Below are 24,613 nucleotides of genomic sequence, written 5' to 3'. Positions count from 1 at the left end.
TATGGGCAGGCTTCTGGCTTTTCTCTACGCCTACCGGAATCTTATTTGGTTTATAGCCATACAGGCTATTTCTGTATGGCTGCTAGCCAGCTACAATAACGCCCATACCCTTGTGTTCAATAGCTGGGGAGATAGCCTGGCTAATGCCGTGGCCAGCACCAATGCCGCTGTTAGCGGATATTTTAACCTGGCAGAGGACAATGAAAAGCTATTGGCAGAAAACATTGCGCTGCGGCAGAGCCTGCTGCACACCAGCCAGGAGCTGGAAGCCTACAAGTACCGTGAGCCCCTCAGCACAGCCTACAACACCCTGCCCGATAGCCTGATACCGGACGAGCAGTACCGCTTCATACCGGCGCGGGCCCTGCATAGTGGTACCCTGGGTGAGTATAACTACCTGAAGCTGGATGTAGGCCGAAAAGATGGAGCCGAGGTAGGCATGGGGGTCATCAGCGAGAACGGCGTAGCCGGGCTGCTGGTAGAGGTAGCAGAGCACTACTCCCTGGCCATGAGCCTGCTAAACAGCAAGATGCGGGTAAATGCACGCATACTGGAGGATGATGTGCTGGGCAGCTTTCGCTGGACCGGTGGCAACCCCCGCTACGGTTATCTGGAGCATGTACCCCTGCACTTCCACGTTAAGCCCGGCCAAACGGTGGTAACTAGCAGCCAGAGCAACATCTTTCCGCCCGGATACCGACTGGGTACTATAGACTACGTAGATGAGGAGCAACCCGAGGGGTTCTATAACATCCGGGTAAAGATTGCCACAGACTTTTATCGCACACACTATCTCTATCTGGTAAAGAATATCCGCCAGGCAGAGATAGACTCACTCCGTACAGACCAGCCATGAACCAGCTACTGCGCATCCTGGGACTGTCTTTGTTGATCCTGTTCATACAGGCTTTTCTGCTGAAGGACCTGCTGGCCCTGCCCGAGTGGCATGCGTACCCCAAGCTCTATCCCCTTATCGTACTCATGCTGCCCCTCTCGCTATCCCCCTGGGTGCTGTATATGGTCGCTTTTGTTACCGGGCTGCTAACGGACGTACTACTGGGCTGGCCACTGGGGGGCAGTAGCTTCTGCCTGGTGCTACTGGTAGTACTCCGCACCCGCTGGATCCTGATGATCAGCCGTCAATCATCTGCCGAGCTGCTGGATGACTTCGATATCGAACGGAATCAACTTAGCTGGCAGCTAGGCTACCTGCTACCCCTGCTGGTATTTTATGAGCTGATCTATAACTTACTCATTGATTTTGGTATGCACCTCAGCACCCTGTATACCATTGTGACCAGTAGCCTAATGAGTGTCTTCTGGGCCTTTGTGTTTGTAATCATGGTCTTCCACAGGGCACAAAGAAGATAAGTATGCAGAACAAAGAGCGTAGACTCCTGCTGCTGGCCATGTTCGGCCTGGTAAGCCTGGTATTCATCGTCCGGCTTTTCTACCTGCAGGTGGTGAGCGACGACTATGCCGCAAAAGCCAAAAATAACGTGATCAAGCAGCAGGTGCTGCTACCCTCCAGGGGCATCATATACGATCGAAACGGGAAGATCTATGTAACCAACGATCCAATTTTCAACATCTACATAGTACCCAGCGAGCTGTATATACCCGACACGGCAGCCCTGTGCCAGATGCTGAAGATGCCCAGGCGAAAGCTGCTGGAGACCCTGGCACATGCCGAGGCGTACAACCGATTCAAAAAGAGCCTGCTCAAGGGCTTTGTAAGCACCGACACCTACTATGGCCTGCAAGAGCAGCTGTGGAAGTACAAGGGCATCTATATAGATGTACGCAATACCCGAAACTACACCTACCCAGTGGGGGCCAACTACCTGGGCTATATATCCGAGGTGAATGAGGGAGACCTGGCAGCAGACGGCTACTACAAGTCGGGCGACCTGATAGGAAAAACCGGCATAGAACGCCGATACGAAAAACTACTGCGGGGCAAAAAAGGGGTAAAGCATATTATATACGATGTGCACCAGCGGGAGGTAGGTGCCTTCCGGAACGGAGAGCTGGACACCATCCCGCAGAAGGGCGAAGACCTGATGATCTCCGTAGATGTGAAGCTGCAGCAGCTGGGCGAAGAGATTATGGCCAACAAGCTGGGCTCCATTGTGGCCATTGAGCCGAGCTCGGGCGAGATTCTCGCCTTTGTGAGTGCCCCCACCTACAACCCCAACTACCTGGTGGGCAAGCAGAAACTCATCCACTACTTCCGCCTGCTGCGCCAGGATACGCTAAACCCCCTCTTTAATCGCCCCCTGCAGGCCAAGTACCCCCCGGGTTCTATCTTCAAGGTACTGAATGCCCTCATTGCCCTGAATGAAGAGACCCTTACACCCCAGATGCGATACCCCTGCGCGGGCTACTTTGCCCGTAGCCCCATAGGCAGGCCCAAGTGCCACGCACACCCCGGACCCCTGAGTGTGGATGGTGCCATACAGTATAGCTGCAATGCCTTTTTTGCAGGCGTGTATGTGGACTATATGCAGAATGACCATTTCCAGAATGTATATCGGGCCTACGATACCTGGTACGACTACATGCAGCGTTTCGGTGCAGGCATCCACACCGGGATAGACATACCCAATGAGACGCGGGGAAACATACCCAGCAGCAAGCTGTATGACAAATGGTACAGGCACAACCGCTGGAATGGGATGACCATCGTATCCAACGCCATCGGGCAGGGAGAGGTGCTGATGACCCCGCTGCAAATGGCCAATGCCATGGCTACCATTGCCAATCGGGGCTACTACATAGAGCCTCATTTCTTCCGGAAACTACTGGACCCCAATACCCGCCAGACCGCGCCCCAGTTTCGGCGGCACGAAACCGGCATAGCCCGAAAACACTTTGACCTGGTGGCAGATGCGATGGCGAAGGTCGTATCGGCAGGTACGGGCGTGTGGGCACAGGTGGAGGGCATAGAGGTGGCGGGCAAAACCGGCACGGCAGAAAACCCGCATGGCGAAGACCACTCGGTCTTCATTGCCTTTGCCCCAAAAGACAACCCCAAGATCGCCATTGCGGTGATCGTAGAGAATGCGGGCTTTGGCGGAGAAATGGCAGCCCCTATCACCAAGCTGATGCTGGAGCAATACCTAAAGGGAGCAGTAAAAGACAAGGCCCTGCTGACCTACCTGAAGGAGAAGGACTATATGGCACCCTACAAGCGGCCCGATTATTCCGAAGCCTACTACCAGCGCCAGGCCGAGGAGAAAGCACGCAACAAACGCTAACTTGGCCGCGCACACCTCTAGCCTAGCTCCTTCCCAGCGCGGAGGCCAGGTAGGCGTGGTCGATGTGGTGCTGGTAGGCCCACTGCAGGCTATCAGGATTTATCTCATCTAGCTGGGGCACCCTGCCCAGCGGCCGGTAGCCACTGTACTGCAGGATGTACGACTCCATAGACGCACTGGCCGGGCCGGTAAAGAGCATGCCCAGCACAGGCACGTTTCGGATCTTCAGCACTTCCACACTCAGCAGGCTGTGGTTTATGGCCCCCAGGTACAGGCTGGCCACCAGCACCACGGGCTGCTGCCACTGCACAATCACGTCCAGGTAAACGCTTTCTTCATTCAGGGGCACCATCAGCCCCCCCGCACCCTCTATCACCAGCGGCCCCGCCAGGTCGGCGGGCAGCTTCAGCCGGCCCGTGTCCAGGCGGATGCCCTCCTTCTCCGCACTGCTGTGTGGGCTCTCTGGGGCCTGCAGGCAGTAGGCCTCGGGCAATATGCGCCCGGGCGCACAGCCAGCCCATGCTGCTACCCGCTGGCTGTCTGTCATAGGCTCGGTACCGGCCTGCACAGGCTTCCAATAGCTGGCACCCAGGCCACGCACCAGCGCGGCACTCACCACGGTTTTTCCCACATCCGTGCCTATTCCGGCTACTACAATCGCTTGCATCACGCAAAACTAGCAGATACCTCGTATTTTTGTACCAATCATGCACACCAAGCCCACCCAAAGCCGCGCTGGCACACGTACGGCCGAGATCAATGTCATCACCCTGGGATGCAGCAAAAACCTGGTGGACACAGAGGTAATGCTGGGCCAGCTGCAGGCCAGTGGCCTGGCAGCCGTGCACGAGGGGGCTACAGATGCGGCCAGCACCGTGGTGATCAATACCTGTGGCTTTATAGACAATGCCAAGGAGGAAAGCATACAGACGATACTGGACTATGTACGCCGAAAGGAAGCAGGTGAGGTAGAGCGCGTATACGTAACCGGCTGCCTGAGCGAACGCTACCGCGACGAGCTGAAGGTGGAGATACCCGAAGTGGACGGCTACTTTGGCACCCAGGACCTGCCCGACCTGCTAAGCACGCTGGGTGCCGACTACCGCCGGGAGCTGGTAGGCGAGCGAAAGCTGACCGGCACCGGGCACTATGCCTACCTGAAAATATCGGAGGGCTGCGACCGCCCCTGCTCCTTCTGCGCCATCCCCCTCATGCGGGGCAAGCACCGGAGCCGCAGCCTGGAGAGCCTGGTAGAGGAAGCCCACTTCCTGGCACAGCGGGGGGTGAAGGAGCTGATCCTGATTGCGCAAGACCTGACCTACTATGGGCTGGACCTGTACAAAAAGCGCCGCCTGTACGACCTGCTGGATGCCCTGAGCCAGGTAGCCGGCATAGAGTGGGTGCGCCTGCACTATGCCTATCCCAGCGGCTTCCCCACCGAGATCCTGCCCCTGGTGGCCGAGCGCCCCACCTTGTGCAACTACCTGGATATCCCCCTACAGCACATAGCCGACCCGGTGCTGAAGGCCATGCGGCGGGGTATAACAGAGGCTAAGACACGCGAGCTGATCCACCACATCCGCCAGCAAGTGCCTGGCATAGCCCTGCGCACCACCCTACTGGTGGGCCACCCCGGCGAAACCGAGGCCGACCACCGAGCCCTGATGCGCTTTGTAGAAGAAATGCGCTTCGAACGCCTGGGGGTCTTCACCTACAGCCACGAAGAGGGTACGCACGCCCACCAGTATGCAGACAGCCTGCCCCAAGACGCAAAAGAGGCCCGGGCCGAAGAGGTGATGGCCCTACAGCAGCAGATATCGGCAGAACTGAACCAGCAGCGCATAGGCCAGCAGCTGCGGGTGCTGATAGACCGGCAAGAGGGAGAATGGTACATAGGCCGCACCGAATACGATAGCCCCGAGGTAGACAATGAGGTGCTGATAACAGGTGCCAACCTGCAGGCAGGTTCTTTTTATCTGGCAGATATCTATGATGCTACGGAGTTCGATCTGTTTGCTACTGTGCCTGGGCACCCTGCACGCACGGCCTAGCCTGGAGCTAGCCTGTGTGCAGCGCCTGAGCGAAACCGGGCAGGCCCGGCTATGGGCCCTCATCCGAATACCGGCCCAGCTGCTGCGCTACCAGGAGGTGCAGCACCAGTGCCAAAATCGATCCGAAATAACCTACACCCTGTGGCAGCACCACCGGCGGGTAGCCGAGTGGAAAACACAGGCCACCAGCCTGCTGCATACCGTGGAGCCCCTGCCACCGGCACAGCAGGCCTACTACTACGAGCAGCTGCTGCTAGCCCCACCCGGGCCCTACCTGCTGCTAGTAAGCTGGAAGGACCAGACCGGCACCTACTATGCCAGCCAGCTGCTGCCCTGCAGCATCCCCTACCCGGGCTCGGACGGCCTGCGCGGCTCAGACCTGATCCTGAGCGAACGCTACTCGTACCAGGCCAGCCAGCTGCTGCCCATCCTGGGCTACACTGTGCCCAACCAATATGAGCGCCTGGCCTACTATGCCCAGCTATACAGCCCCTCCAGCGGGCCCGTTACCCTGCGCACCATCCTCTACAAAAAACAGCCCCTGGCAAGCAGTAGCCCCGCGCAGCAGTACCACAGCCAAGAGCAGTATGCCGAAACCATCTACCTGAAACAGGGGCTGAATACCCTGGCCGATGAGCTGCAAACAGCCAGCCTGCCCAGTGGCGAGTACCTGCTAGAGCTGGTGGTACTCTCCGATGCACAGGTGCTGTGGCGCAAGCATAAGCCCTTGCTACTCATCTGGCCGGGCCTGGATAGTGCCCTGGCCGCAAACCCGGCACACAGGCCCATCTGGTGGGGCAGCCTGCCCACCAGGCCCGACCCCTGGCAGCAGCTGGCTACCCGCTGGGGCGGCGGCTACCTGGCCCTGCAGGCCGCCTACTACCAGCGGCTACACCAGGCCGAACAGCTGCTGGGCTCCCACCATAGCCAACAGGCACAGTACTACATCCAGCTGCAAGACCCCGTAACCCCCAAGCCAAACCAGTGGCTGTACCCCCACTGGAATATGGTGCTGCTATTTGGCCCGGATGGACAGCTAAAGGAAAACCTCTACGAAGGCCTGTAGACTGGCGGGCAAAAAGCCGCTGGAGTAAGCAGAAAAACTAAGCGGGTAGGCCACAGCACTCCGTAAAGAAAGCCCTTTTGGCGGATTGAAAGCAGGGGGCTTCCTTTGTGGCATGCAAGCAAACAACCGTCAAACCACCGACTGGGCGCAGCTGGCTGCCCTGGACGAGCGCCTGACTGAAGCCCTGGCCGAGCCGGAAACTGCACTCAAAGAGCTGGACATCCTGACCCGGATGAAAGACCGGCTGCACCGCTGCGCCCTGCGCACAGATCATATTCAGCAGCACCCGGAGCTGATTCGCCATGCGTGCAGGCACCTAATGGCGCAGATTATTCAGACAGACGAATCCCTGTCTCTGGAGCTGAAAGAGGCGCTGGACCGGTTGATCATCCAGCTGGCATGACCACCGCCCAGGCACAGCGGATACAGAAAGAGCTGGCGGCCTACCGGCAGAACCTGCTGGACAAGCAGCGACAGACCCAGCAAAACCACGGCCTGAAAAAGCGCCTCCAGCAGTTTGAAACCGACTTTGCGGGCTTCTGCGCCCACTACTTCCCGCACATAGCTACGGCCGAAATGGCCCCTTTCCAGCTACAGATGGCGCATAGCCTGCTGGCCGATCCAGCAGCCTTCATCGTGTGCCAATGGGCGCGCGGGCTGAGCAAAACCAGCACCGCCCGCATGGCCATCCTGTGGCTACTCTGCCTGGGCAAGCTACGCTTCGGCCTACTGGCCAGCAGCAGCCGGGAGAAAGCTCTGAAGCTGATGGGCGAACTGCAAATAGAACTGGAGGAGAACCGGGCGCTGTGCGAAGACTATGGGCTGAAAGTGCAGCAGGGGCACTGGCGTAGGGGCGACTTCAGCCTACAGGGAGGCCGGGGTTTCCGGGCATACGGGAAGGGGCAGAACCCGCGCGGGGAGCAGCTGAAAGGAAAGCGGCCCGACTTTATCTGGCTGGATGACATAGACGACGACCACGAATGCCGAAACCCGAAACGCGTGGAGCAGAGCCACCGCTGGGTAATGGAGAGCCTGTATATGGCGGGCAGCCCAGGGGCCACACGCCTGCTGGCCCTGAACAACGTGATAGCCCCACACAGCATCATCACAAAACTGGCACAGGTAGCGGGGGCCTGCCTGCAGCGGGTGAACATACTGAACGAAGCCGGAGAATCGGCCTGGCCGGGCAAGTACAGCCTGGCCGACATCCAGCTGATGATCCGCCGGCTGGGATACCGCAGCAGCCAGCAGGAGTACTTCAACAACCCGGTGGCCACCGGCACGCTCTTTCGGGCCGAGCACATCCGCTACGAGGCCCTGTACAGCCCCGGCCCCGCACTGGCCTACATAGACCCCAGCTGGACCGAGACCGGCGACTACAAGGCCGCAGTAGTGCTGTGTGCACACCAGCAGCGCTACTGGGTGCTCGCCTGCTTCTGCCGCCAGTGCCGCATGGAGGAGCTGGTGCACTGGTGCTACAGCCGCCAGGCCGAGCTGCCCATTACCCGCTGGTATATGGAGGCAAACTTCCACCAGAAAACACTCCTGCAGCCCTTCTACACCCAAGGCCTGGAGGCAGGTAGCCCCCTACCCATACTGGCCGACAATAGGAAGAAGGAGCCTAAGCTAACCCGCATTGGCCGCATGGCCACACTCTTTGAGCAGGGACTGGTGTACTGGGCAGCGGGCCTGCAACAAGACCCGGATACCCAAACCCTGCTGGCACAGCTGATGGCCCTGGAGGCGGGCAGCCGCGCGCACGACGACGGACCCGATGCCCTGGAGGGTGCCCTGGCACTGCTAATGAAGCAGAACCAGCAGACCCCGGGGCCGGTGTACCGGGTCCGGCCCAAACAAGATTTCTAACAACCGTCCTTCAATCACACTCATTTCCCCCACAACATGATTTTTTTGACCCAAACTGACCTGAACCGGCTGCTGAAGCCGGAACTGCTGCTACAGATAACCGGCGGAGATGCCACCCTGCTGGACGAGGCCGAGCGGGCAGCCCTGGCCGAGGTGCGCAGCTACCTGGATGGACTGTATGATACGGATGTCATTTTTGGCCAAGCTGGTATCCTCCGCCATGCCATGGTGGTGCAGGCCGTGGCCGATACGCTGCTGTATCACCTCTTTGCACGTGTAAACCCGCACAGCATACCCGACCTACGGCAGCAGCGCTACCGCCAGGCTACAGACTGGGTGCGTGCCGTGGTGAATGGCGAGCGCAGTGCAGACCTGCCAGCCCGTATACGCAATGCCGAACAGCCCGAAACCGACATCCGCTACGGGGGCCTGCCCAAGGAAGACCTGAGCGCATTTTAGCCCCCACCCCGAACCACTCGATTTTTTTCCAACCACTTTCCCCCCCATAGCCTTATGCCCAAGCTGATAGATGCCCTGCGTGGCCGGCTGCGTAGTAGCCAGGCCCCCACCCCGCCCACACCCATACACGCTGCCTACCGTGGCAGCAGCCCGCTGCACCAGCAGCTGATGCAGCGAACCCTGCACCGCATGAACGAGGACATAGGCAGCTGGCGAAGCGCCCTGCGGCATGCCGAAAGCCGAGAACACCCCCAGCGGCGAGAGCTGGCACGGGTATACCAGGAGATACGTCTGGATGCCCACCTCTCGGCCCTGATCCGAAACCGGCAGGAGGCTGTGCTGGCGCAAGACTTCAGCCTGCTGAGTAGCCGGGGGCGCGAGGATGCACTGGCCAAAAAATGGCTGAACCAGCCCTGGCTGGAGGATGCAATCCGCGCCATACTGGAGAGCCGACTGGAGGGCCATGTGCTGATAGAGCTAGGCCCGCTGGAACAGGGGAAACTAAGCGGGGTGTATAAATTTCCGATGCAGTATGTGGAGCCTATATCTGGCAACCTGCTGGCCGATGGCCACCTGGCAGGCAGGCAAATACCCTACCGGGGCGTGGAGCAGTGGCAAACGCAGCTGATAGAGGTAGGCCAGCCGGAAGACCTGGGGCTGCTGTACAAGGCCGCCCCGCACGTGCTGTGGAAACGGGCTGCCACCAAGTTTTGGGCCGAATACTGCCAACTATTCGGCATGCCGGTGGCCATAGCCAAAACGGAGGCCCTGGACCCCGACCGAAAACAGGCCCTGAGCGATATGCTGAGCGATATGCGGGCTGCCTACCACATTGTGATGGACAAGCAGGAGGAACTGGACTTTGTAGAAAGTGCCCGCAGCGATGGCAGCCCCGTGTATGACAAACTGGTGGAGCGCTGTAATACCGAACTGAGCAAGCTGATACTGGGCCAAACCATGACCACCGATAGCGGCAGCAGCCGGTCTCAGGCCGAGGTGCACCTGGCCATGCAGGAGCAGCTGGTGCAGGCAGACCTGCGCTTTGTAGAGCGGGTGCTGAACAGCGAGCTGCTGCCCCGGCTCAGCCAGCTGGGGGCTCCCTTGGCCCGGCTACAGTTCCGTTTCAGCCGCTATGAGCAGCTGAGCCCTGCCGACCTGCTGAAACTGGCCGAACGCTACCCCATAGACCCCCAGTATCTGTCCCATCGCTTCGGCCTGCCCCTGCTAGCTGCCGGGCTACCGGCCAGCGAGGCCGAGCAGGCCTAGGCCCATGCCCCGCAAACACCTGAACACCCCAGGGCGGCCTGGTAGGCCGCCCTTTCTTTTTTGGCCCCCTGCCCACCGGCTACTCCTTCAGCCGGATAATACCCCGAATCTTGAAGATGCGGTAGTTCTGCATATTGTTGGTGCTCTCCATGCTATCCGCCAGGATAATCTCGCCCGGGCGGGTAATTTTTACAAACTGGTTGGTATACACCCGCTGCTGGTTGGCCAGGTACACCAGGTGCTCGGTCTCCAGGATGTCCCCGTTTGCCGTTGTTACCACCACTTCGTCAAAAGCTTCCATTTTGTTCTCCTGCTGGTACAGGATGGCCCGGTCGCTGGTCAGGCTAGCCTCCTGGGCACCCTGCCGGTTGTAGAAGATCATGTGCACACTGGTCTGCGCCCGGTAGATGGGCTGGTTTTGCGCATCCAGCTCTTCATACATGTATCGGGCCTTGATGCGGGCCTTGATGCGGGCCGAATCCGAATACATAATTTCGGGGCTGAAGCCTGTGGCCAGGGGCTCCTTCTTGCGCAGCGATGCCAAGTCCTGTGGCACATCCTTGCTGCCACCACAGGCTATGCCCAGTGCAATCAGGCAGAAGATCGCTGCGCCCATCCCGAGTCTATTCATGGGCCTAAGATACCAAATTAGTGCCGTGCTGTGCGCTGGTGCGCGGCCACCAGCTGCTGGCAGCTATCCAGGAATCTGCGGGCACCCGGCAGAATGTCTGCATGCTCCTCGGCCCAGGCCTGGTTGCGCTGCCTTAGCCGGGCATAGGCCGCTGGGCCATCCTGGGTGCGGGCCAGCACCTCGGCCAGCGTGGCCGCCAATCGGCTGGGCGTAAAGGGGGCAATAAAAAGGCCGGTTTCATCCGGTATCAGCTCCTCGCGGTAGGCAGGCAGGTCACTCACAAGGGGGATAGCCCCCACCGTACGCCCCTCGGCCACCGTGGCCGAATAGCCGTCGTAAAGCGGGGCGCTGATAAAGGCGGTGGTCTGGCTCCAGAGTGCGCCCATCTCTGCCGCACTCAGCTGCCCCTCGTAGAAGCGGAATGCCGGATAGCGCTGCATAAGGCGGTGTGCCTGCCGCCGTATGTCGGCCCCCACGGCATAGCCAGCACTGAGCAGTACCAGCTGGTGCCCATAGCTGCCACTCGGCCCCTGCAAGATCTGCTCAAAGGCATGCAGGATGACATCGGCCTGATAAAACCCATTGGCTCCCCGGGGTGCCAGGATGAGCGGGTGGCCGGGCTGCAGGCCTAGCCGGGCATACAGGGCGGGCAGCAGGCTGGCATCAGGCCTCCGGATGGCGCTGGCCACCCCCCAGGGCAGCAGCATGACGCGCTGCGCAGCTACACCAAAGTGCTGCTGCAGCTGCCGGGCCAGGTGCTGGTTGTCTGCCGTTAGCAGGTCGGCCCGGGCCAGCACCTGCTGCACAATGCGGCGATAATAGGCGCGCTTGTGCCGCTGCAGCCACCCCCCAGGGCGCGAGGCATTGTAGCCCAGGGCCGGTGCACCGGGCACATACTCCAGCACATCGGCCCCCAGGGCCGATGCCACCAGGGGCCTGTGGCCAGCCTGCAGCCCCCACCAGCCGAAGGGGGTAAGGTGCAGGGCCTGCACCAGCTCTACCCGGTCCTGCTCCAGCGCGGCACGCAGGCGGCGGGCCGAATGCCCATAGCTGGGAAAGCGGTAGCGCCCGCGCCAGCTATAGGCCGGGCGGATGTGTACGCTACGAAGCCCCGGCACCTGGGCCGCCTCCAGGCTATAGATGCTCACACGCGCACCTGCCTGCTGCAGGGCATGAGCCCACTTCTGGCAGTGAAAGTTTCCGGGGATAGACAGTAGCGCAATGTGCATGCGTAAAAATCTGCATTTTGCAGCTATGAAACTAAACATCCTGCTGGTAGCCGCCACAGCGGGCGAGGCAGCAGGCCTGGCCGATCGGCTGGGCCTGGGCGCACAAGCGGAGGATGCTGCCTGCCGCGAGGGAGAGCTGGGTGGGCATGCGCTAAGCCTGCTGGTTACAGGCATCGGGATGGTGAATACCGCTGCCCACCTGGCCCAGCTGCTGGCCCGCAGGCCCTACCACCTGGCCATCAACCTGGGCATATGTGGCAGCTATGTGGGGCACGCCCCCGGCACGGTGGTGGAGATAGCCGAAGAGCTGTATGGAGACCTGGGTGCCACAGACGCAGCAGGCAGGTTTCTCGACCTGGGGCAGCTGGGTTTTCCGCTGGGCACCCTGGGCGGTAGCCCCTACTACAACCAGCTGGTAAACCCCCGGCCCAGCCGCCTGCCTGTGCCCAAGGTGCGGGGCCTGACAGCCAACACCGTAGCCGGAGATGCAGCACTGATTGCCCAACGCCAGCAGCGCTGGCAGCCCGAGGTGGAAACAATGGAGTCTGCCGCATTCTTCCAGCTCTGCCTGGAGCACCGCTTGCGCTTCTATGCCTTCCGTGCTGTGAGCAATGCTGTGGCGGGCCGAGACCGAAACAAGTGGGAAATACCCCTGGCTATCAAGAAGCTGGAGGAATTCATTTTTGCACACCTCATGTTACTGGCAGATGAAGCTGAAGCTGGCCTATAGCCCCTGCCCCAACGACACCTTCATGTTTGGCGCACTGGTGCTGGGGCTTATCCCCCACGCCTACGACTTTGAGGTGGTGCTGGAAGACATCAAGGACCTGAATAGCCTGGCCCGGCAGCAGCAGGCCGATGTATGCAAGGTATCCTTCTACGCCTACACGCAGCTACAGGGCTGGAGCCTACTAGACAGCGGGGCGGCACTGGGCCAGGGGGTAGGCCCACTGCTAGTGGCGCGCCAGCCCATCCAGGACCTGGCGCAGGCCCATATTGCCATACCAGGCGCCGATACGACAGCCAACCTGCTGCTGGCATTCTACGCACCCCAGGCCCGGCACAAGACCGTGCGGCTGTTTAGCGAGATTATGCCAGCCGTGGCGGCTGGCGAGTACGATGCAGGTCTTATCATCCACGAAAGCCGCTTCACCTATCCGCAGTATGGGCTACTACAGCTAGCCGACCTGGGTAGCTATTGGGAGCAGCAGACACAGCTGCCCATCCCCCTGGGGGGCATTGTGGCCCGGGAAAGCCTGCGGCCAGACGTGCGGGCCGACCTGGCCAGACTGATCCGGGCGAGCATTGCCTATGCCCGGCAGCAGCCCGAGGCTGTGCTACCCTATGTACGCGCCCACGCGCAAGAGATGGAGGAGACCGTGATGCTGCAGCATATAGCCCTGTATGTAAATGACTATAGCCTGGAACTGGGGCAGAAAGGACGGGCTGCCGTAGAAAAGCTGCGGGCCGTGGCCGAACAGCTGAAAAAAGACAACTGATTTTTGTACTTTTTTCCGCAGCTCCCCCTTACGCTGAAGCCAAAGATGTGTATCTTTGCCCTCCCCAAGCGTGCTTGGCAGGATTGGGAACATGGAGGATGTAGCTCAGTTGGTTAGAGCGTTGGATTGTGGTTCCAAAGGTCGCGGGTTCGAACCCCGTCTTCCTCCCGATATTGAAACAAGAGCCTACTCGGCCCTTTTTTAATGCCACGCGCGGCGCATCCTGCCCGAAACGGGCAAAGACAACTTGCACTCCCCCACCCCGCTTCCGGCAGCCTGCGGGCAAAAGATGACTTTCGTCAGTGCATGTTTCCGCCCATACATGCTACCTTACGGCCAGAATGGTAGAAGAAATGGAAGCACACGAACTGTATGAACGGCTGCAAGCCGAGCTGCCCGAAATGATAGCGCGCCTGCGGGGCGAGGAACTGGAGGCGACAACAGCGGCACACCAAACCCGCTGGGCAGACGGCTATGGCTGGGCCCTGGAGCTGGCCCTGGAGGGGGAACAGCTGCGGCTATGCGTGATGGAAGATCAGCAGGTGCTTTTCCGCCTGGAGGGGGTAGGCAGTGGTAGCCTGAAGCTGGTAGAAAACCGGCTGGAGCCACTAACGCGCAATCGGATAGAGCGCTTTGTAGAAGAGGTGGCCGGAAGCGCTTCCTAGGCTGCCGTATCGGCGATGGAGGGTATTGCCTGCGCCTAAGTGGCCGTGCCGGTAGTGGCCGTGCCGGATGCCTGAGGCCTTGGCAGATTGCCAGGATGCCGGGATGGTGCCGTACGCACCGTACGCCAAAGAATAAAGCCCCCGATCAGGATGGAAAACAGCATCCACACAGCGCCCCAGAATGTGCTGCTCAGGCCAGTAAGATCCGCAAAGAGCCCCGCATCTGAAGTGTCAAACCGGCGGGCGATGGTATCGTCGTACACATCAATGACAGCATAGAGCATACTGGTAAGGCCTACGTACTGCAGCAATAGTTCATTGAGCACCATGCTCCCCCAGATACCCAGCAGGATGAGCCCACTGCCGCCCAGAAAACCGAACACCTGGCCGTAGTCATTGGCCACATAGCGTATAGTGAGCCATAGCAGAATAGAACCTAGCACAATGGAAATAGGCTTATCCAGTCTGGTCTTGCTGGCTAGCAGTAGCAGCAGGGCACCCACCAGCATGCTACCGGTGTAGCCCGCCGACAGGATGATCCACCAGATGCCCCCATAGGTGTAGCACACCCCGCCAAGCGAGGGTTCAATCTCGATGTGTGAGATGCCCCCACCCGTAGCCAGGGCCGCCACGCCATGGCTTAGCTCATGTACCATCACCACAAACACCTTGAAGGGATGGATAATAACCGTATCCCACAGAAAGAGGGTGACAAGAAACATCGCCACCAGGATGGAGATGTACCGAAAGTCGAACCCGATGAGGTACCTGCGAAAAAAGCGTGTAACCCAGTCCTGCATACGTGGGTGAAAATTAAAACGGGACTCGCTGGCAAGCAACGACTCCCGTTTAACTTAGAGGTTAATATTCTGTGCTATTTACCTGAAGAAGCAGCCTCTTGGCGCAGGGTACGAGTCAGCTCAACCGAGGCAATGGGCACATCGCCATTCTCGGCAATAATGAAGGTATCGTACTTCAGGTCGCGCACCTTCAGGCTATGGCCCAGGCGCAGCTCGCTAATGTCTACGGTTAGTAGCTCGGGCAGGTGCTGTGCCATACCGCGCACTTTCAGTTTGCGCGACTTCTGCACCAGGCGGCCACCAGCCAGTACACCGGGGGAGTTGCCCTTCAGCTGTACGGGCAGCTTCACCTGTATGGGCCTATCGGCATGCACCAGCTGAAACTCCACGTCCAGCACATTGTCATGCAGGGGGTGGAAGCTGGCATGCTTTACAATCGTGGTGAAAGTTTTGCCTGCCACATCCAGGTGGATCAGGTAAGTATCGGGGGTGAAGAGTACCTTAATCACCTCCTTGGTCTCCACCTTTATGTGATGAGGACCCTCGGGGGTATAGATAACGGCGGGGGTCATACCTGCACCGCGTACTTTCTTTACGCTGCTTTTGCCGATTTCCTCGCGCTTTTGTGCTTTTAATTGTATCGTTTTCATGGTGGTCTATACCAAAAACAGTGAACTGACAGATTCGTAATGATGGATTTTCTTCAGTGCCTCAGCAAAAATGGGGGCAATGGAGAGCACCTTGATTTTATCGCTTTTTTGCCTGAGCGGCAGCGTATTGGTTACCAGTAGTTCGTCGATTACGGAGGCGTTTATCCGCTCGTAGGCCGGGCCGCTGAGGATTGGGTGAGTAATGGCGGCACGCACACTGCGGGCACCCTGCTCCATGATGTACTCGGCAGACTTGGTAAGGGTACCGGCTGTGTCGATGATGTCATCCACAATCAATACATTCCGGTCTTTCACATCGCCAATGAGGCGCATACTGGATACCTGATTTGCCCGCTCGCGGTATTTGTCTACCATCACCAGCTCAGCCTTCAGGTGCTTGGCATAGGTGCGGGCGCGTGCCACACCGCCCATATCGGGGCTGGCTATGGTCAGGTCTTCCAGGGCCAGTGCCTCCATGTAGGGTATGAAGACGGAGGTAGCCTCCAGGTTGTCTACCGGAATATCAAAAAAGCCTTGGATCTGCCCGGCGTGGAGGTCCATGGTTACTACCCGTGTGGCACCAGAGGATACCAGCAGGTTTGCCATCAGCTTGGCCCCTATGCTCACGCGGGGCTTGTCTTTACGGTCCTGGCGTGCGTAGCCAAAGTAGGGAATCACTACGGTAACGGCGCTGGCACTGCTGCGCTTGGCAGCATCCATCATCAGCAGCAGCTCCATCATATTGTCTGCTGGCGGCAGGGTACTCTGTATGATGTATACATCGTTCCCTCTTGTGCTTACCTTGAAGGTAGGCTGCATCTCTCCGTCCGAGAATCGCTGTATCTCTACCTCGCCCAAGGTGCAGCCGTACTCGGTTGCTATTTCCTCTGCCAAATACTGGGAGGCGGAACCGGAGAAGAGCTGGAACTGGCGCATGCAGTGTAAAGAGGTAGTTGCCCCGGGAGGATTCGAACCCCCACATATTGAACCAAAATCAACTGTCCTACCTTTAGACGACGGGGCAATGGGGATGCAAATATAGATACGTTTCGGTTAAATGCCAGTATGGAGCCGTAATTTTTTGCAAAAAAATTGGCCGCACCTGCGCTGTTTTTCAGGCGGTGGTTCCCATCTGTGTGCGCACACGCGCCAGTACGGCGCCAGCTATGGCCCGGGCTTTTTGTTCGCCCAGCTGTAGGGCTTGTTCTATTACCTGCGGGTTTGCCATCAGCTCGGCATGGCGTGCCCGCTGGGTGGCAAAGCGCTGTAGTAGCGCCTCGTATAGGGCCTGCTTGGCATGGCCGTAGCCATAGTTTCCGGCTCGGTAGCTTTGCTCCATGCTGGCTATCTGATCGGGCTCTGCCACCAGGCGGTACAGGGCCACTACATTGCAGCTATCCGGGTCTTTGGGCGCCTCCATGGGGGTGCTGTCGGTTACTATTTTCATCACCACCTTTCGCAGCTCGCGCTCGGGCAGAAAGATATCGATGTAGTTTTGGTAGCTCTTGCTCATCTTGCGCCCGTCTATGCCGGGTATGGTCATTACCTCCTCGCTTATCTTCGCTTCGGGTAGCCGAAAGGTGTCGCCCAGCTGGCGGTTGAAGGCACCGGCTATGTCTCGGGTCATCTCCAGGTGCTGCTGCTGGTCTTTGCCCACAGGTATCAGCTCGGCCTCATACAGCAGGATGTCTGCCGCCATAAGCACCGGATAGGTAAACAAGCCCGCATTCACGTCGGCCAGCTGGGCTTGCTTGTCCTTGAAGCTGTGGGCATTTGCCAGCATGGGATAGGGGGTGAAGCAGCTGAGGTACCAGGCCAGCTCCGTAACCTCGGGTATCTCGCTCTGCCGGTAGAATACATCTTTCTCTACATCCAGGCCACAGGCCAGCCAGGCGGCGGCCACAGCCTGTGTATTGCGGCGTACGGCGGCGGCATCCTTCAGGCTGGTGAGGGCGTGCAGGTTGGCGATGAAGAAGAAGCTGGGGCTAGGCTCTGCCTGGCTAAGGGCCAGGGCGGGCAGGATGGCCCCCAGCAGGTTGCCCATATGGGGGCTACCAGAGGCCTGTATACCAGTAAGGATGCGGGGCATAAAGGGGTGTATGAAATGCGTGTGATAACGGGCTGCCTAGTGGCGTGTGCCAGGCTGGGCCCCCTTGAGGGTGCGGTCGAGGAATTCGGTCATCTGGCGGTACAGATGCAGGCGGGTGTAGCCCCCGTAGATGCCGTGGTTTTTGTTTGGGTAGAAAAACATTTCGAAGTCCCGGTTATTTTCCACCAGGGCAGCGGCCATTTCGGCGGCATTCTGCAGGTGGACGTTGTCGTCGGCCATGCCGTGTATCAGCAGGTAGCTGCCCTTCAGCTTATCCGCGTGGTTGATGGGGCTATTGTCGTCATAGCCGTCGGGGTTTTCCTGGGGGGTGGCCATGTAGCGCTCGGTGTAGATGGTGTCGTAGAAGCGCCAGTTGGTAACCGGGGCCACGGCTATGGCCGTGCGGAAGCGGTGTGCCCCCTTGGTAATGCACAGGCTGCTCATGTAGCCGCCGTAGCTCCAGCCCCATACCCCGATCCGCGCGGGGTCTATATAGGATTTGGTGGCCAGGTAGTCGGCCGTGGCTATCAGGTCTTCGGTTTCATACTTGCCCAGCTGGCGGTAGGTAGCAGCCCGGAAGTCGCGGCCCCTGGCCCCGGTACCTCGGGGGTCTACGCACACCACCACATAGCCCTGTGTGCACAGGTACTGGTACCACCAGTAGTCCAGCGGGTTGTATTCCCGGCTTACCTGCTGGCTGCCTGGGCCACTGTAGCTGTATAGCAGGAGCGGGTACTTTTGGGCTGGCTCCAGGCTGGCAGGGCGCATCTCCCAGCCGTACAGCTCCACACCCGCTTCGTTTTTGAAGGTGAAAAAGCGCTTCTCCACCGGCTTATAGCTTTGTATGCGTTCCTTTAGGGCGGCATTGTCTTCCAGCACCCGCACTACTTTTCCCTTGGCATTTCGCAGGCGGATAAGGGGGGGGTATCTACACTGCTGTAGGTGTGCACCCAGTAGCTATGGCCTGGGCTAAAGTCGGCCTCGTGTGTGCCTGGCTCATCGGTCAGCCGCTTCTTATTCTTTCCGCTCAGGTCTGCCTGATAGATGTGGCGCTCCAGGGGGCTTTCCTCCGTGCTCTGGTAGTAGATGAGGCCGGCTTTTTCGTCTACACCGTAGAAGTGGGTAATCTCCCAGTCTCCCTTAGTCAGCTGTATCTCTTTGCTGCTGTTTATTTCGCGCAGATAGGCGTGCTGAAAGCCCTCCTTTTCGCTCAGGTAGATGTAGCGCCTGCCATCGGCAAGGAAGGTGAGGGTTTGCTCGCTGATTTCGCGTATGTAGGTTTCGCTCTTTTCCTGTAGCAGGATGGCTGTGCTGCCATTTTCGGGGCTGGCCAGCAGTAGGTCCAGCTGGTTTTGCAGTCGGTTCATGCGGGCCACCACCAGCTGGTCTCCGGCTGCCCACCAGATGCGGGGGTAGTACACATCGGGCGAGGCGGGGCTTTGCACGTCCGTGTGCTTTCCGGTTTGGGTATCATACACGTGCAGGCTTACGGCAGCATTCAGCTCTCCGGCCTTGGGGTATTTGAAGGTATAAGGCTCGGGGTAGAGGCTGCCGTAGCGGTCCAGGCTATACTGCTTTACCGCAGTTTCGTCAAAGCGGTAGTAGGCCAGGTAGCGGCCCGTGGGCGACCACTCGTAGGCACGCACCAGGGTAAACTCCTCCTCGTACACCCAGTCGCTGGCGCCGTAGATAAGCTGGTTTCGCTGCCCATCGGTGGTGATGGCTTTTGCCTCCTGGCCCAGGGGCTGGATGTACAGGTTGTTTTCATACACAAAGGCTACCCGGTCCTCCTGTGGGCTGAAGGTGGGGTGCATAATAGGCTTGGCATCGAAAACAGGCTGTAGCTGCTGAGCCTGCCGGTCGTACACATAGCACTGATCGGTAGCGCTGTGGCGATAGATGGGCTTATGTTCCGTTCTGAAGAGCAGCTTTCCGCCACCGGTGCTCAGGGTATAGGCGGTGCCACTCAGGCTCTTTTTTTCATTCAGGCTCAGGGCTTTGGCCTCTACCAGCATCTGCTGCTGGTCTTCGTGCTCCACGGCCTGCTGCACCAGGTCTCCGGCCTCGGTATAGGTGGTGTAGTAGCGGTCGTCTTTCATCCAGGCAAAGCCATCGGTACCCGCCGGATAGAAGCGATAGTACAGCCAGATATCTTCCAGGCTCAGGGGTTTGGGGGTGGGCTGTGCCAGCCCAACCAGGGGTAGCAGCAGGGCCAGTAGCAGGCAGGTTCTTCTCATGTGTATCAGAAAATAGCCCACGAATATAGGGGCTAGCAGCCAGCCGATCAATCTGCCCTTGGCCACAGGCACACACGGCGACTTTGAGCGGGTAGCGGGTGCGAAGAAAGGGTGCCGGCGTGCCCCGGAGGATCCCACCAGCAGCGCGCTAGCCTACGGGTAGGGGCTGCAGTTGCAGGATGTGGTCTAGCCGAATGCAGACTCCGTTGGTGGTGCGTAGCCACTCTGCCCCATCCTGGGTATATACATCAGCAATTGTATCCTCTAGCTGATACGTGGAGGTAACCTCAGGTAGCTGGTACACCAGGCGTATGGGGCTACGCAGGGTAGCCAGGGCCAGGTAGCGGTCGTACAGGTTGCAATCTATGGGGAGATAAGACTGGCTCATAGGCATAATAACCCGGCAAGCAAGCAAATAGTTTGGTATGCGCCGGGGCACTAGGGGATGTCGATAAAGGTATCGCGCCAGTCTCTTCGCTTGGTTATCTTCAGGTCCTTCAGGGTAGAGGCCTTTACATTCAGGGTAATGAGATAGCTCTGTCGGATGCCAATGGGGATCCAGCTGAGGGTCATCTGCCAGCAGTGCAGGTCTCGGCTTATGTTCACCTGGGTAAAGGCAAATTCTTCGTTCTCCAGGTCGTAGTTCGTGTTCAGGCTCAGGTCCCAGTTGGGGGTAGGCTTCAGGCCGGCAGTCAGGTTCAGGCTATGGCGTATCTGCTCGGTAGCCACGTCAAAGGGTCGGCTATAATTTAGGGTATAGTTGGCCCCGAAGCGCCAGTCGAAGTTGATGGGCTGATAGAGGCTTCGGTAGGCCTGCTGGGCAGGGCTCAGCCGTGCAGCCCTTCTGGCCTGGTTGTCCTTTCGGCTATCCGAGTCGAACTGGCCCCTGCGCACCGTGGCCCCCAGGGCAAAGCTGGCATTCACCAGGCGGAGAAGCTTGCCATTTTTCACCCCAAACTCATTCAGGCGGCGGTAGCTCGCTACCCGGGTTGTTTCGTTTACGGTGGTCACAAAGTCGTAGGGGTCATAGTTGGCCGATACGTTCAGGTTCAGCAGGTCGCGATACAGCACCGTGCGTAGCGATGCATTGATGAGGGAAAGCTGAAAGCTGTCCGCAGCAAAGTTGTAGTTTCCTGCCAGGCCCAGGTTATCTATCAGCTTCAGGTAGGTATACTGGCGCTTGCCGGTCAGGCTGTCTACTTTTGCATCTCGGGCATAGTACTTGGCCTCCCACAGGTTGTTCAGGCTCAGGCTTAGCTGCTGCTGCTCGCCCCTGGGTGGCCCGCCATACAGCAGGCCCTCGAAGCGGCTGTAGGTAAGCTGCGTCATCAGGCTGTCTGTACTGGTAATGGTGCGGTAGGACTGGGTCTGGCTAAAGTCTGGCCGATAGGTATAGCCCAGGTTGGGCTGCAGTACGTGGCGTACCTGTAGCTGGTTTCGGCCAAATTTTCGGCTGGTGCCATACACGTTGGTGGTCAGGTTCAGGCTTAGGCTCCAGTCTCCGCCGCGCTGAAATCCGTTCTGTACCTGCTTGGTAGCCAGGCTATCCAGCTGCTTTTCGCCACGGGCTATGTGCCTGCGCTGCACCTCCTCCAGGTACCAGTACTCATTGTAGTTCAGGCTGGGCGTAAGGTTGAAGTATTGCAGTAGCTTCAGGTTGGTATTAATGCCCACGCGCTGCACCATGCCGCTGTTTAGCCTGTCAAAGGCCTCGGGGGTGAAGAGCAGGCTATCGGGTATGCGTAGCTGGTTCTGCACCTCGGCATTGTAGGTTATGCCTATGTTTTCATACCATCTGCGGCTAGCAGCCCCCACAAGGGGCCGGAATGGATACATCCGGTCTTTGTTAAAGGCCACCCTGGGGAGGGTAAGGCTTAGCATGCGTGCCAGGCCAAAGGTGGGGTCTTGTACGGCATTCAGGTTCTGCTGGTGGTCCAGGTTGGCCGTCAGGCTGGCCTTCAGCCTCGGAAAGCGCGTTTGGTACGAGATGCTGGAACGCAAGTCATTGCGCAGGATGTCTTGGCCAAACCCATTACGCCGCAGGTAGTTGCTGCTGCCTGCATGCACATTAGCATTCAGGCTGCTCTGGGGTGTTAGGGTCTGGCTGTGGGTCCAGTCTACAAAAAAGTTTGTCTCTTGCCGATAGTTGAAGGCGGGATCCGCAAACCCCTCATCCTCCGGGAAGTTTACGCTTATTTGGCTGTACTCAAAACTGAACGACCCATTGAAGCCATAGCGCTTCCGGTAGTTCATGCGGGGGTTGATGCGATAGCCACCCCGAGAGTAGATGTCTCCCAATATGGCCAGATCCCAGTACTCACTGGCTGCCCAGTAGAAGCCCAGGTTGCGGAGGAAGTAGCCCCGGTCTCGGGCCTCGCCAAACTCGGGAAACAGCAGGCCGCTCGAGCGACTTTTCTGAAAAGGGAAGAAGCCGAATGGCAGCAGGATGGGCAGGGGTACATCGGCTATGCTGAGGAAGAGTGGCCCGCTGATGATTCGGTCGTTGGGGATCATCTTCAGCCTGCGGGCACCTATGTAGAAGTGCGGATGCGGGTGCGTGCAGGTGGTGAAGCGCCCATTCTCTATATAGAAGGTTTTGTCCGGATTCCTCCGGGCCCGCTCGCCCAGGATCTGCTCGTTGTTCTGGGTGGTGTAGGCATAGGTAACCTGCCCCTTCTCGGTGGCGTAGTTGTAGCGGATGGACTCGGTTTCGTATTTATCCTCGCCCTGCACAAAGGTGGGGGTGCCCTGTAGCTGGCCCAGGCTATCGGCCACCCCTTGGGCTGCCATGGTCTTCTGAGCCATGTCTATCTGGATTCGTTTGGCGCTCAGGCTCATATCCGTATAGTCTACCTTGCTCTGCTCATACAGCAGCAGGCGCTGGCTGCTGAAGTCAAAGACAACACTGTCTGCCGCCTCATAGCGCACGCTGGCCTTCAGGGTAGCATTTTGCTCCAGGCTATCCAGCAGCAGGCTATCAGCCTGTAGCACCCGCACTTTGGATAGGCTGTCGGCCTCACGGGTTGTATCCGTAGCAGCCTGCTGCAGGGTACGCAGGCTGTCTGTGGCCGTGCCGGCCTGCGTGTTGGTGGGCTGGCCTCCGGCGTCCACCTGCGCCCATAGCGGGCTTATCCACCCCCCCACTAGGAGCAGAACCGCACAACTGTGGAGCAGTAGGTATGTTATTTTTGACAATTAGGTGCGAAATTTGCAATAAGCGCGTACTGGCAAGGGCAGCGCCACAAAAGTAAAAAGTAAGTGCTATGCGACCTCTCTCCCTCTGTATTTTTAGTCTGCTGTTTGCATTTTCCTCCTTCACCTGGGTGGCACCCAGGCCCGTTCGGCAGGTACGCCTCATTGTACTGGATGCCGGCCATGGTGGCAAGGATGCAGGTGCCATAGGTGCCAGCAAGCGTAACTATGAAAAGAACGTAACACTGGCCATATCCAATAAGCTGAGCCAGATGCTAACGGCCAATGACCCGAACATCAAGGTAGTGCGCACACGCAGCACCGATGCCTTTGTGGGCCTGTACGAGCGGGCAGATGAGGCAAACGACAAGCACGCAGACCTTTTTATCAGCATCCATTGCAACAGCAACAGCGACCCCAGCGCCCACGGGATAGAAACCTATGCGGTGGGCATGCACAAGAGCGAGGCCCAGCTGGACGTGATTATGCAAGAAAACAGTTCCATCCTGATGGAGGACAACCACACCCAGAAGTATGATGGGTTTAACCCCAAAAGCCCCGAGGCCTACATTATGTTCCGCCTAACGCAGCATGCACACCACCAGGAGAGCCTAAGCCTGGCACAGAAGATACAGAAGAGCATAGTAACCACCACCCGGCGCTATGACCGGGGTGTAAAGCAGGCCGGCTTCCTGGTGCTGTGGCGTACCAGCATGCCAAGTGTGCTGGTGGAAACCGGCTTTATCTCAAACCCCAATGAGGAGAAGTTTCTGACCAGTAACGAGGGACAAGACCACATTTCCAGCTCCATTTATCAGGCCATCAAGGCGTATAGAGGTATCTAGTATTCAGGGTTTTCGTATCTTGCCGTGCATATGAATGAGCCCGCCGGCATAGCTCCGTTTCACAGATCTCCCAGCGAAAGCAGTCCTGAGATTCACTATGATGCTGAAACAAATGTTCTCAGCTTCTCGGGTGCCTGCTATCCCGCCAACGCGCTGGAAGTGTTTGATCCCGTGCTGGAATGGCTGGAAAAGCACAAAGAAATGCTGAGAACAGAGCCCTTTAAGCTTGTTTCGGCTCTACATTACATCAATACCAGCTCCACCAAGCAGCTGTTTATGCTGGTAGATAAGCTGAAAGGCTATGAAAAATCGGGGATCCTCCCGCGTGTTGACCTCGTATGGGTGTACGAGAGAGACGACGAGGACAACCTGCAGATCGGGAAGGACCTGGGATCGATATTCGAGGTGAATATCTCGCTGGTGTGCCTGAATAAGGGTTCGGAGTAGAAGCCGGCTGCAAGGAACGATAACCTTACGATTAAAACCGGACTCCTCCTTAAAAACTGCGTTGGCGCGAAATCCTGCTGGGGACAGATCTGTAAGATAGAAAGCTTACAAGCGGCAAGGTGCTGAACCTACCCTAGGGGCAGAAAGGGTTTCGCAGACAAAGAAAGCCAGTAAATGCACAGACTGCTGCAAGGTGGCTGATTTCCGAAGTTCCCTTAGGCGAAAATGATAGCTTTTGTACTCCATAAATAAGTCGCGAGGCACCTTTAGCATGCTAAATAGGGATATTTTGCTTCCCCCCATATGCAACCAAGTTTTCAATGGATGCTCGTATAGAGTCTGTCCTATTTTTGTGTACCCT

The 24,613-nt window shown here is 58.4% G+C and carries 25 protein-coding genes and 2 tRNA genes; 15 read left to right on the top strand and 12 right to left on the bottom strand.

Features of this window, described 5'->3' with window-relative positions; translation table 11 throughout:
• Position 1 precedes the first annotated feature (1 nt).
• Genes LW884_09115 through mrdA form a run of 3 tightly spaced genes read left to right on the top strand, consistent with a single transcriptional unit; the run spans position 2 to position 3,260 of the window.
• Positions 2–856, top strand: coding sequence for a rod shape-determining protein MreC (locus LW884_09115; GenBank protein MCE3008484.1), 855 nt, complete (start codon positions 2–4; stop codon positions 854–856).
• Positions 853–1,371, top strand: a complete 519-nt coding sequence (locus LW884_09110; GenBank protein MCE3008483.1) for a hypothetical protein — start codon at positions 853–855, stop codon at positions 1,369–1,371. The genes LW884_09115 and LW884_09110 overlap by 4 nt, the downstream gene beginning before the upstream one ends.
• Positions 1,372–1,373: 2 nt before the next feature.
• Entirely contained in the window at positions 1,374–3,260 is a 1,887-nt protein-coding gene (gene mrdA, locus LW884_09105; GenBank protein ID MCE3008482.1) for a penicillin-binding protein 2, read from the top strand.
• A gap of 22 nt (positions 3,261–3,282) precedes the next feature.
• On the opposite strand, the gene bioD is transcribed toward mrdA, so the two are convergent.
• Complete coding sequence (gene bioD / locus LW884_09100; GenBank protein MCE3008481.1) at positions 3,283–3,930, bottom strand: dethiobiotin synthase; 648 nt, start codon at positions 3,928–3,930, stop codon at positions 3,283–3,285.
• A gap of 37 nt (positions 3,931–3,967) precedes the next feature.
• On the opposite strand from bioD, the gene rimO reads away from it, so the two are divergent.
• From rimO to LW884_09070, 6 genes are all read left to right on the top strand, one after another.
• Positions 3,968–5,311, top strand: a complete 1,344-nt coding sequence (gene rimO, locus LW884_09095) for a 30S ribosomal protein S12 methylthiotransferase RimO (GenBank protein ID MCE3008480.1) — start codon at positions 3,968–3,970, stop codon at positions 5,309–5,311.
• Positions 5,250–6,377, top strand: coding sequence for a hypothetical protein (locus LW884_09090; protein MCE3008479.1), 1,128 nt, complete (start codon positions 5,250–5,252; stop codon positions 6,375–6,377). The genes rimO and LW884_09090 overlap by 62 nt, the downstream gene beginning before the upstream one ends.
• A 112-nt stretch (positions 6,378–6,489) precedes the next feature.
• On the top strand, positions 6,490–6,780 hold the full coding sequence (locus LW884_09085) for a hypothetical protein (protein ID MCE3008478.1): 291 nt from the start codon (positions 6,490–6,492) through the stop codon (positions 6,778–6,780).
• Complete coding sequence (locus LW884_09080) at positions 6,777–8,243, top strand: hypothetical protein (protein ID MCE3008477.1); 1,467 nt, start codon at positions 6,777–6,779, stop codon at positions 8,241–8,243. Before LW884_09085 ends, LW884_09080 begins: the two co-directional genes overlap by 4 nt.
• Before the next feature lie 36 nt (positions 8,244–8,279).
• Positions 8,280–8,702 (top strand): DUF1320 domain-containing protein, encoded by a 423-nt coding sequence (locus LW884_09075; protein MCE3008476.1) that lies wholly within the window; start codon positions 8,280–8,282, stop codon positions 8,700–8,702.
• A gap of 54 nt (positions 8,703–8,756) precedes the next feature.
• On the top strand, positions 8,757–9,968 hold the full coding sequence (locus LW884_09070; protein MCE3008475.1) for a DUF935 domain-containing protein: 1,212 nt from the start codon (positions 8,757–8,759) through the stop codon (positions 9,966–9,968).
• A 79-nt stretch (positions 9,969–10,047) separates the two neighbouring features.
• Here LW884_09070 and lptC read toward each other — a convergent pair whose 3' ends face one another.
• Positions 10,048–10,599, bottom strand: coding sequence for an LPS export ABC transporter periplasmic protein LptC (gene lptC, locus LW884_09065; protein MCE3008474.1), 552 nt, complete (start codon positions 10,597–10,599; stop codon positions 10,048–10,050).
• 17 nt (positions 10,600–10,616) lie between these two features.
• Positions 10,617–11,828, bottom strand: a complete 1,212-nt coding sequence (locus LW884_09060; protein MCE3008473.1) for a glycosyltransferase family 4 protein — start codon at positions 11,826–11,828, stop codon at positions 10,617–10,619.
• Positions 11,829–11,853: 25 nt separating this feature from the next.
• Between LW884_09060 and mqnB the strand changes: the two genes are divergently transcribed.
• The 4 genes from mqnB to LW884_09040 all read left to right on the top strand — a co-directional run bounded on the left by mqnB (position 11,854) and on the right by LW884_09040 (position 13,992).
• A complete protein-coding gene (mqnB, locus tag LW884_09055) occupies positions 11,854–12,558 on the top strand; it encodes a futalosine hydrolase (GenBank protein MCE3008472.1) in 705 nt (234 codons plus the stop codon).
• Positions 12,536–13,327 (top strand): 1,4-dihydroxy-6-naphthoate synthase, encoded by a 792-nt coding sequence (locus LW884_09050; protein MCE3008471.1) that lies wholly within the window; start codon positions 12,536–12,538, stop codon positions 13,325–13,327. The genes mqnB and LW884_09050 overlap by 23 nt, the downstream gene beginning before the upstream one ends.
• 93 nt (positions 13,328–13,420) lie before the next feature.
• Positions 13,421–13,496: transfer RNA gene (locus LW884_09045), tRNA-His, on the top strand.
• Between the two features lie 172 nt (positions 13,497–13,668).
• On the top strand, positions 13,669–13,992 hold the full coding sequence (locus tag LW884_09040) for a hypothetical protein (GenBank protein MCE3008470.1): 324 nt from the start codon (positions 13,669–13,671) through the stop codon (positions 13,990–13,992).
• 35 nt (positions 13,993–14,027) lie between these two features.
• Here LW884_09040 and LW884_09035 read toward each other — a convergent pair whose 3' ends face one another.
• The 9 genes from LW884_09035 to LW884_08995 all read right to left on the bottom strand — a co-directional run bounded on the left by LW884_09035 (position 14,028) and on the right by LW884_08995 (position 22,963).
• Positions 14,028–14,792: a M50 family metallopeptidase gene (locus LW884_09035; protein MCE3008469.1), complete on the bottom strand. Its 765-nt coding sequence runs from the start codon at positions 14,790–14,792 to the stop codon at positions 14,028–14,030.
• 74 nt (positions 14,793–14,866) lie between these two features.
• On the bottom strand, positions 14,867–15,442 hold the full coding sequence (locus LW884_09030; protein MCE3008468.1) for a 50S ribosomal protein L25: 576 nt from the start codon (positions 15,440–15,442) through the stop codon (positions 14,867–14,869).
• 6 nt (positions 15,443–15,448) lie between these two features.
• Positions 15,449–16,378: a ribose-phosphate pyrophosphokinase gene (locus tag LW884_09025; GenBank protein ID MCE3008467.1), complete on the bottom strand. Its 930-nt coding sequence runs from the start codon at positions 16,376–16,378 to the stop codon at positions 15,449–15,451.
• Between the two features lie 17 nt (positions 16,379–16,395).
• A tRNA-Gln gene (locus tag LW884_09020) sits at positions 16,396–16,466 on the bottom strand.
• A 90-nt stretch (positions 16,467–16,556) separates the two neighbouring features.
• On the bottom strand, positions 16,557–17,531 hold the full coding sequence (gene trpS, locus LW884_09015; GenBank protein ID MCE3008466.1) for a tryptophan--tRNA ligase: 975 nt from the start codon (positions 17,529–17,531) through the stop codon (positions 16,557–16,559).
• Positions 17,532–17,567: 36 nt separating this feature from the next.
• Positions 17,568–18,410, bottom strand: a complete 843-nt coding sequence (locus tag LW884_09010) for an alpha/beta fold hydrolase (protein MCE3008465.1) — start codon at positions 18,408–18,410, stop codon at positions 17,568–17,570.
• Positions 18,411–18,415: 5 nt separating this feature from the next.
• Positions 18,416–19,768, bottom strand: coding sequence for a DPP IV N-terminal domain-containing protein (locus LW884_09005; GenBank protein MCE3008464.1), 1,353 nt, complete (start codon positions 19,766–19,768; stop codon positions 18,416–18,418).
• Positions 19,769–19,916: 148 nt separating this feature from the next.
• Positions 19,917–20,156: a Rho-binding antiterminator gene (locus LW884_09000; protein MCE3008463.1), complete on the bottom strand. Its 240-nt coding sequence runs from the start codon at positions 20,154–20,156 to the stop codon at positions 19,917–19,919.
• A gap of 50 nt (positions 20,157–20,206) precedes the next feature.
• Positions 20,207–22,963, bottom strand: a complete 2,757-nt coding sequence (locus tag LW884_08995) for a hypothetical protein (protein ID MCE3008462.1) — start codon at positions 22,961–22,963, stop codon at positions 20,207–20,209.
• Between the two features lie 68 nt (positions 22,964–23,031).
• Between LW884_08995 and LW884_08990 the strand changes: the two genes are divergently transcribed.
• Both LW884_08990 and LW884_08985 read left to right on the top strand, forming a co-directional pair.
• Positions 23,032–23,805 (top strand): N-acetylmuramoyl-L-alanine amidase, encoded by a 774-nt coding sequence (locus tag LW884_08990; GenBank protein MCE3008461.1) that lies wholly within the window; start codon positions 23,032–23,034, stop codon positions 23,803–23,805.
• Positions 23,806–23,835: 30 nt separating this feature from the next.
• Positions 23,836–24,252, top strand: a complete 417-nt coding sequence (locus LW884_08985) for a DUF1987 domain-containing protein (protein MCE3008460.1) — start codon at positions 23,836–23,838, stop codon at positions 24,250–24,252.
• Positions 24,253–24,613 lie beyond the last annotated feature (361 nt).

The organism is Bacteroidota bacterium (assembly GCA_021300195.1).
In the GTDB taxonomy this organism is placed as follows: domain Bacteria; phylum Bacteroidota; class Bacteroidia; order J057; family JAJTIE01; genus JAJTIE01.
The sequence above is the reverse complement of the archived record's forward strand: the minus strand, read 5'-3'. Positions and strand labels throughout refer to the sequence as shown.

Coding starts and splice junctions, on each gene's coding strand:
- LW884_09075 (MCE3008476.1), top strand. CDS start 8,280: ATGATTTTTTTGACCCAAACTGACCTGAACCGGCTGCTGAAGCCGGAA.
- LW884_09090 (MCE3008479.1), top strand. CDS start 5,250: ATGATGCTACGGAGTTCGATCTGTTTGCTACTGTGCCTGGGCACCCTG.
- LW884_09035 (MCE3008469.1), bottom strand. CDS start 14,792: ATGCAGGACTGGGTTACACGCTTTTTTCGCAGGTACCTCATCGGGTTC.
- lptC (MCE3008474.1), bottom strand. CDS start 10,599: ATGAATAGACTCGGGATGGGCGCAGCGATCTTCTGCCTGATTGCACTG.
- LW884_09115 (MCE3008484.1), top strand. CDS start 2: ATGGGCAGGCTTCTGGCTTTTCTCTACGCCTACCGGAATCTTATTTGG.
- LW884_09040 (MCE3008470.1), top strand. CDS start 13,669: ATGGTAGAAGAAATGGAAGCACACGAACTGTATGAACGGCTGCAAGCC.
- rimO (MCE3008480.1), top strand. CDS start 3,968: ATGCACACCAAGCCCACCCAAAGCCGCGCTGGCACACGTACGGCCGAG.
- trpS (MCE3008466.1), bottom strand. CDS start 17,531: ATGCCCCGCATCCTTACTGGTATACAGGCCTCTGGTAGCCCCCATATG.
- LW884_09085 (MCE3008478.1), top strand. CDS start 6,490: ATGCAAGCAAACAACCGTCAAACCACCGACTGGGCGCAGCTGGCTGCC.
- mrdA (MCE3008482.1), top strand. CDS start 1,374: ATGCAGAACAAAGAGCGTAGACTCCTGCTGCTGGCCATGTTCGGCCTG.
- LW884_08990 (MCE3008461.1), top strand. CDS start 23,032: ATGCGACCTCTCTCCCTCTGTATTTTTAGTCTGCTGTTTGCATTTTCC.
- LW884_09110 (MCE3008483.1), top strand. CDS start 853: ATGAACCAGCTACTGCGCATCCTGGGACTGTCTTTGTTGATCCTGTTC.
- LW884_09005 (MCE3008464.1), bottom strand. CDS start 19,768: ATGAGAAGAACCTGCCTGCTACTGGCCCTGCTGCTACCCCTGGTTGGG.
- LW884_09030 (MCE3008468.1), bottom strand. CDS start 15,442: ATGAAAACGATACAATTAAAAGCACAAAAGCGCGAGGAAATCGGCAAA.
- LW884_09050 (MCE3008471.1), top strand. CDS start 12,536: ATGAAGCTGAAGCTGGCCTATAGCCCCTGCCCCAACGACACCTTCATG.
- LW884_09060 (MCE3008473.1), bottom strand. CDS start 11,828: ATGCACATTGCGCTACTGTCTATCCCCGGAAACTTTCACTGCCAGAAG.
- LW884_08985 (MCE3008460.1), top strand. CDS start 23,836: ATGAATGAGCCCGCCGGCATAGCTCCGTTTCACAGATCTCCCAGCGAA.
- LW884_09000 (MCE3008463.1), bottom strand. CDS start 20,156: ATGAGCCAGTCTTATCTCCCCATAGATTGCAACCTGTACGACCGCTAC.
- mqnB (MCE3008472.1), top strand. CDS start 11,854: ATGAAACTAAACATCCTGCTGGTAGCCGCCACAGCGGGCGAGGCAGCA.
- LW884_09025 (MCE3008467.1), bottom strand. CDS start 16,378: ATGCGCCAGTTCCAGCTCTTCTCCGGTTCCGCCTCCCAGTATTTGGCA.
- LW884_09070 (MCE3008475.1), top strand. CDS start 8,757: ATGCCCAAGCTGATAGATGCCCTGCGTGGCCGGCTGCGTAGTAGCCAG.
- LW884_09080 (MCE3008477.1), top strand. CDS start 6,777: ATGACCACCGCCCAGGCACAGCGGATACAGAAAGAGCTGGCGGCCTAC.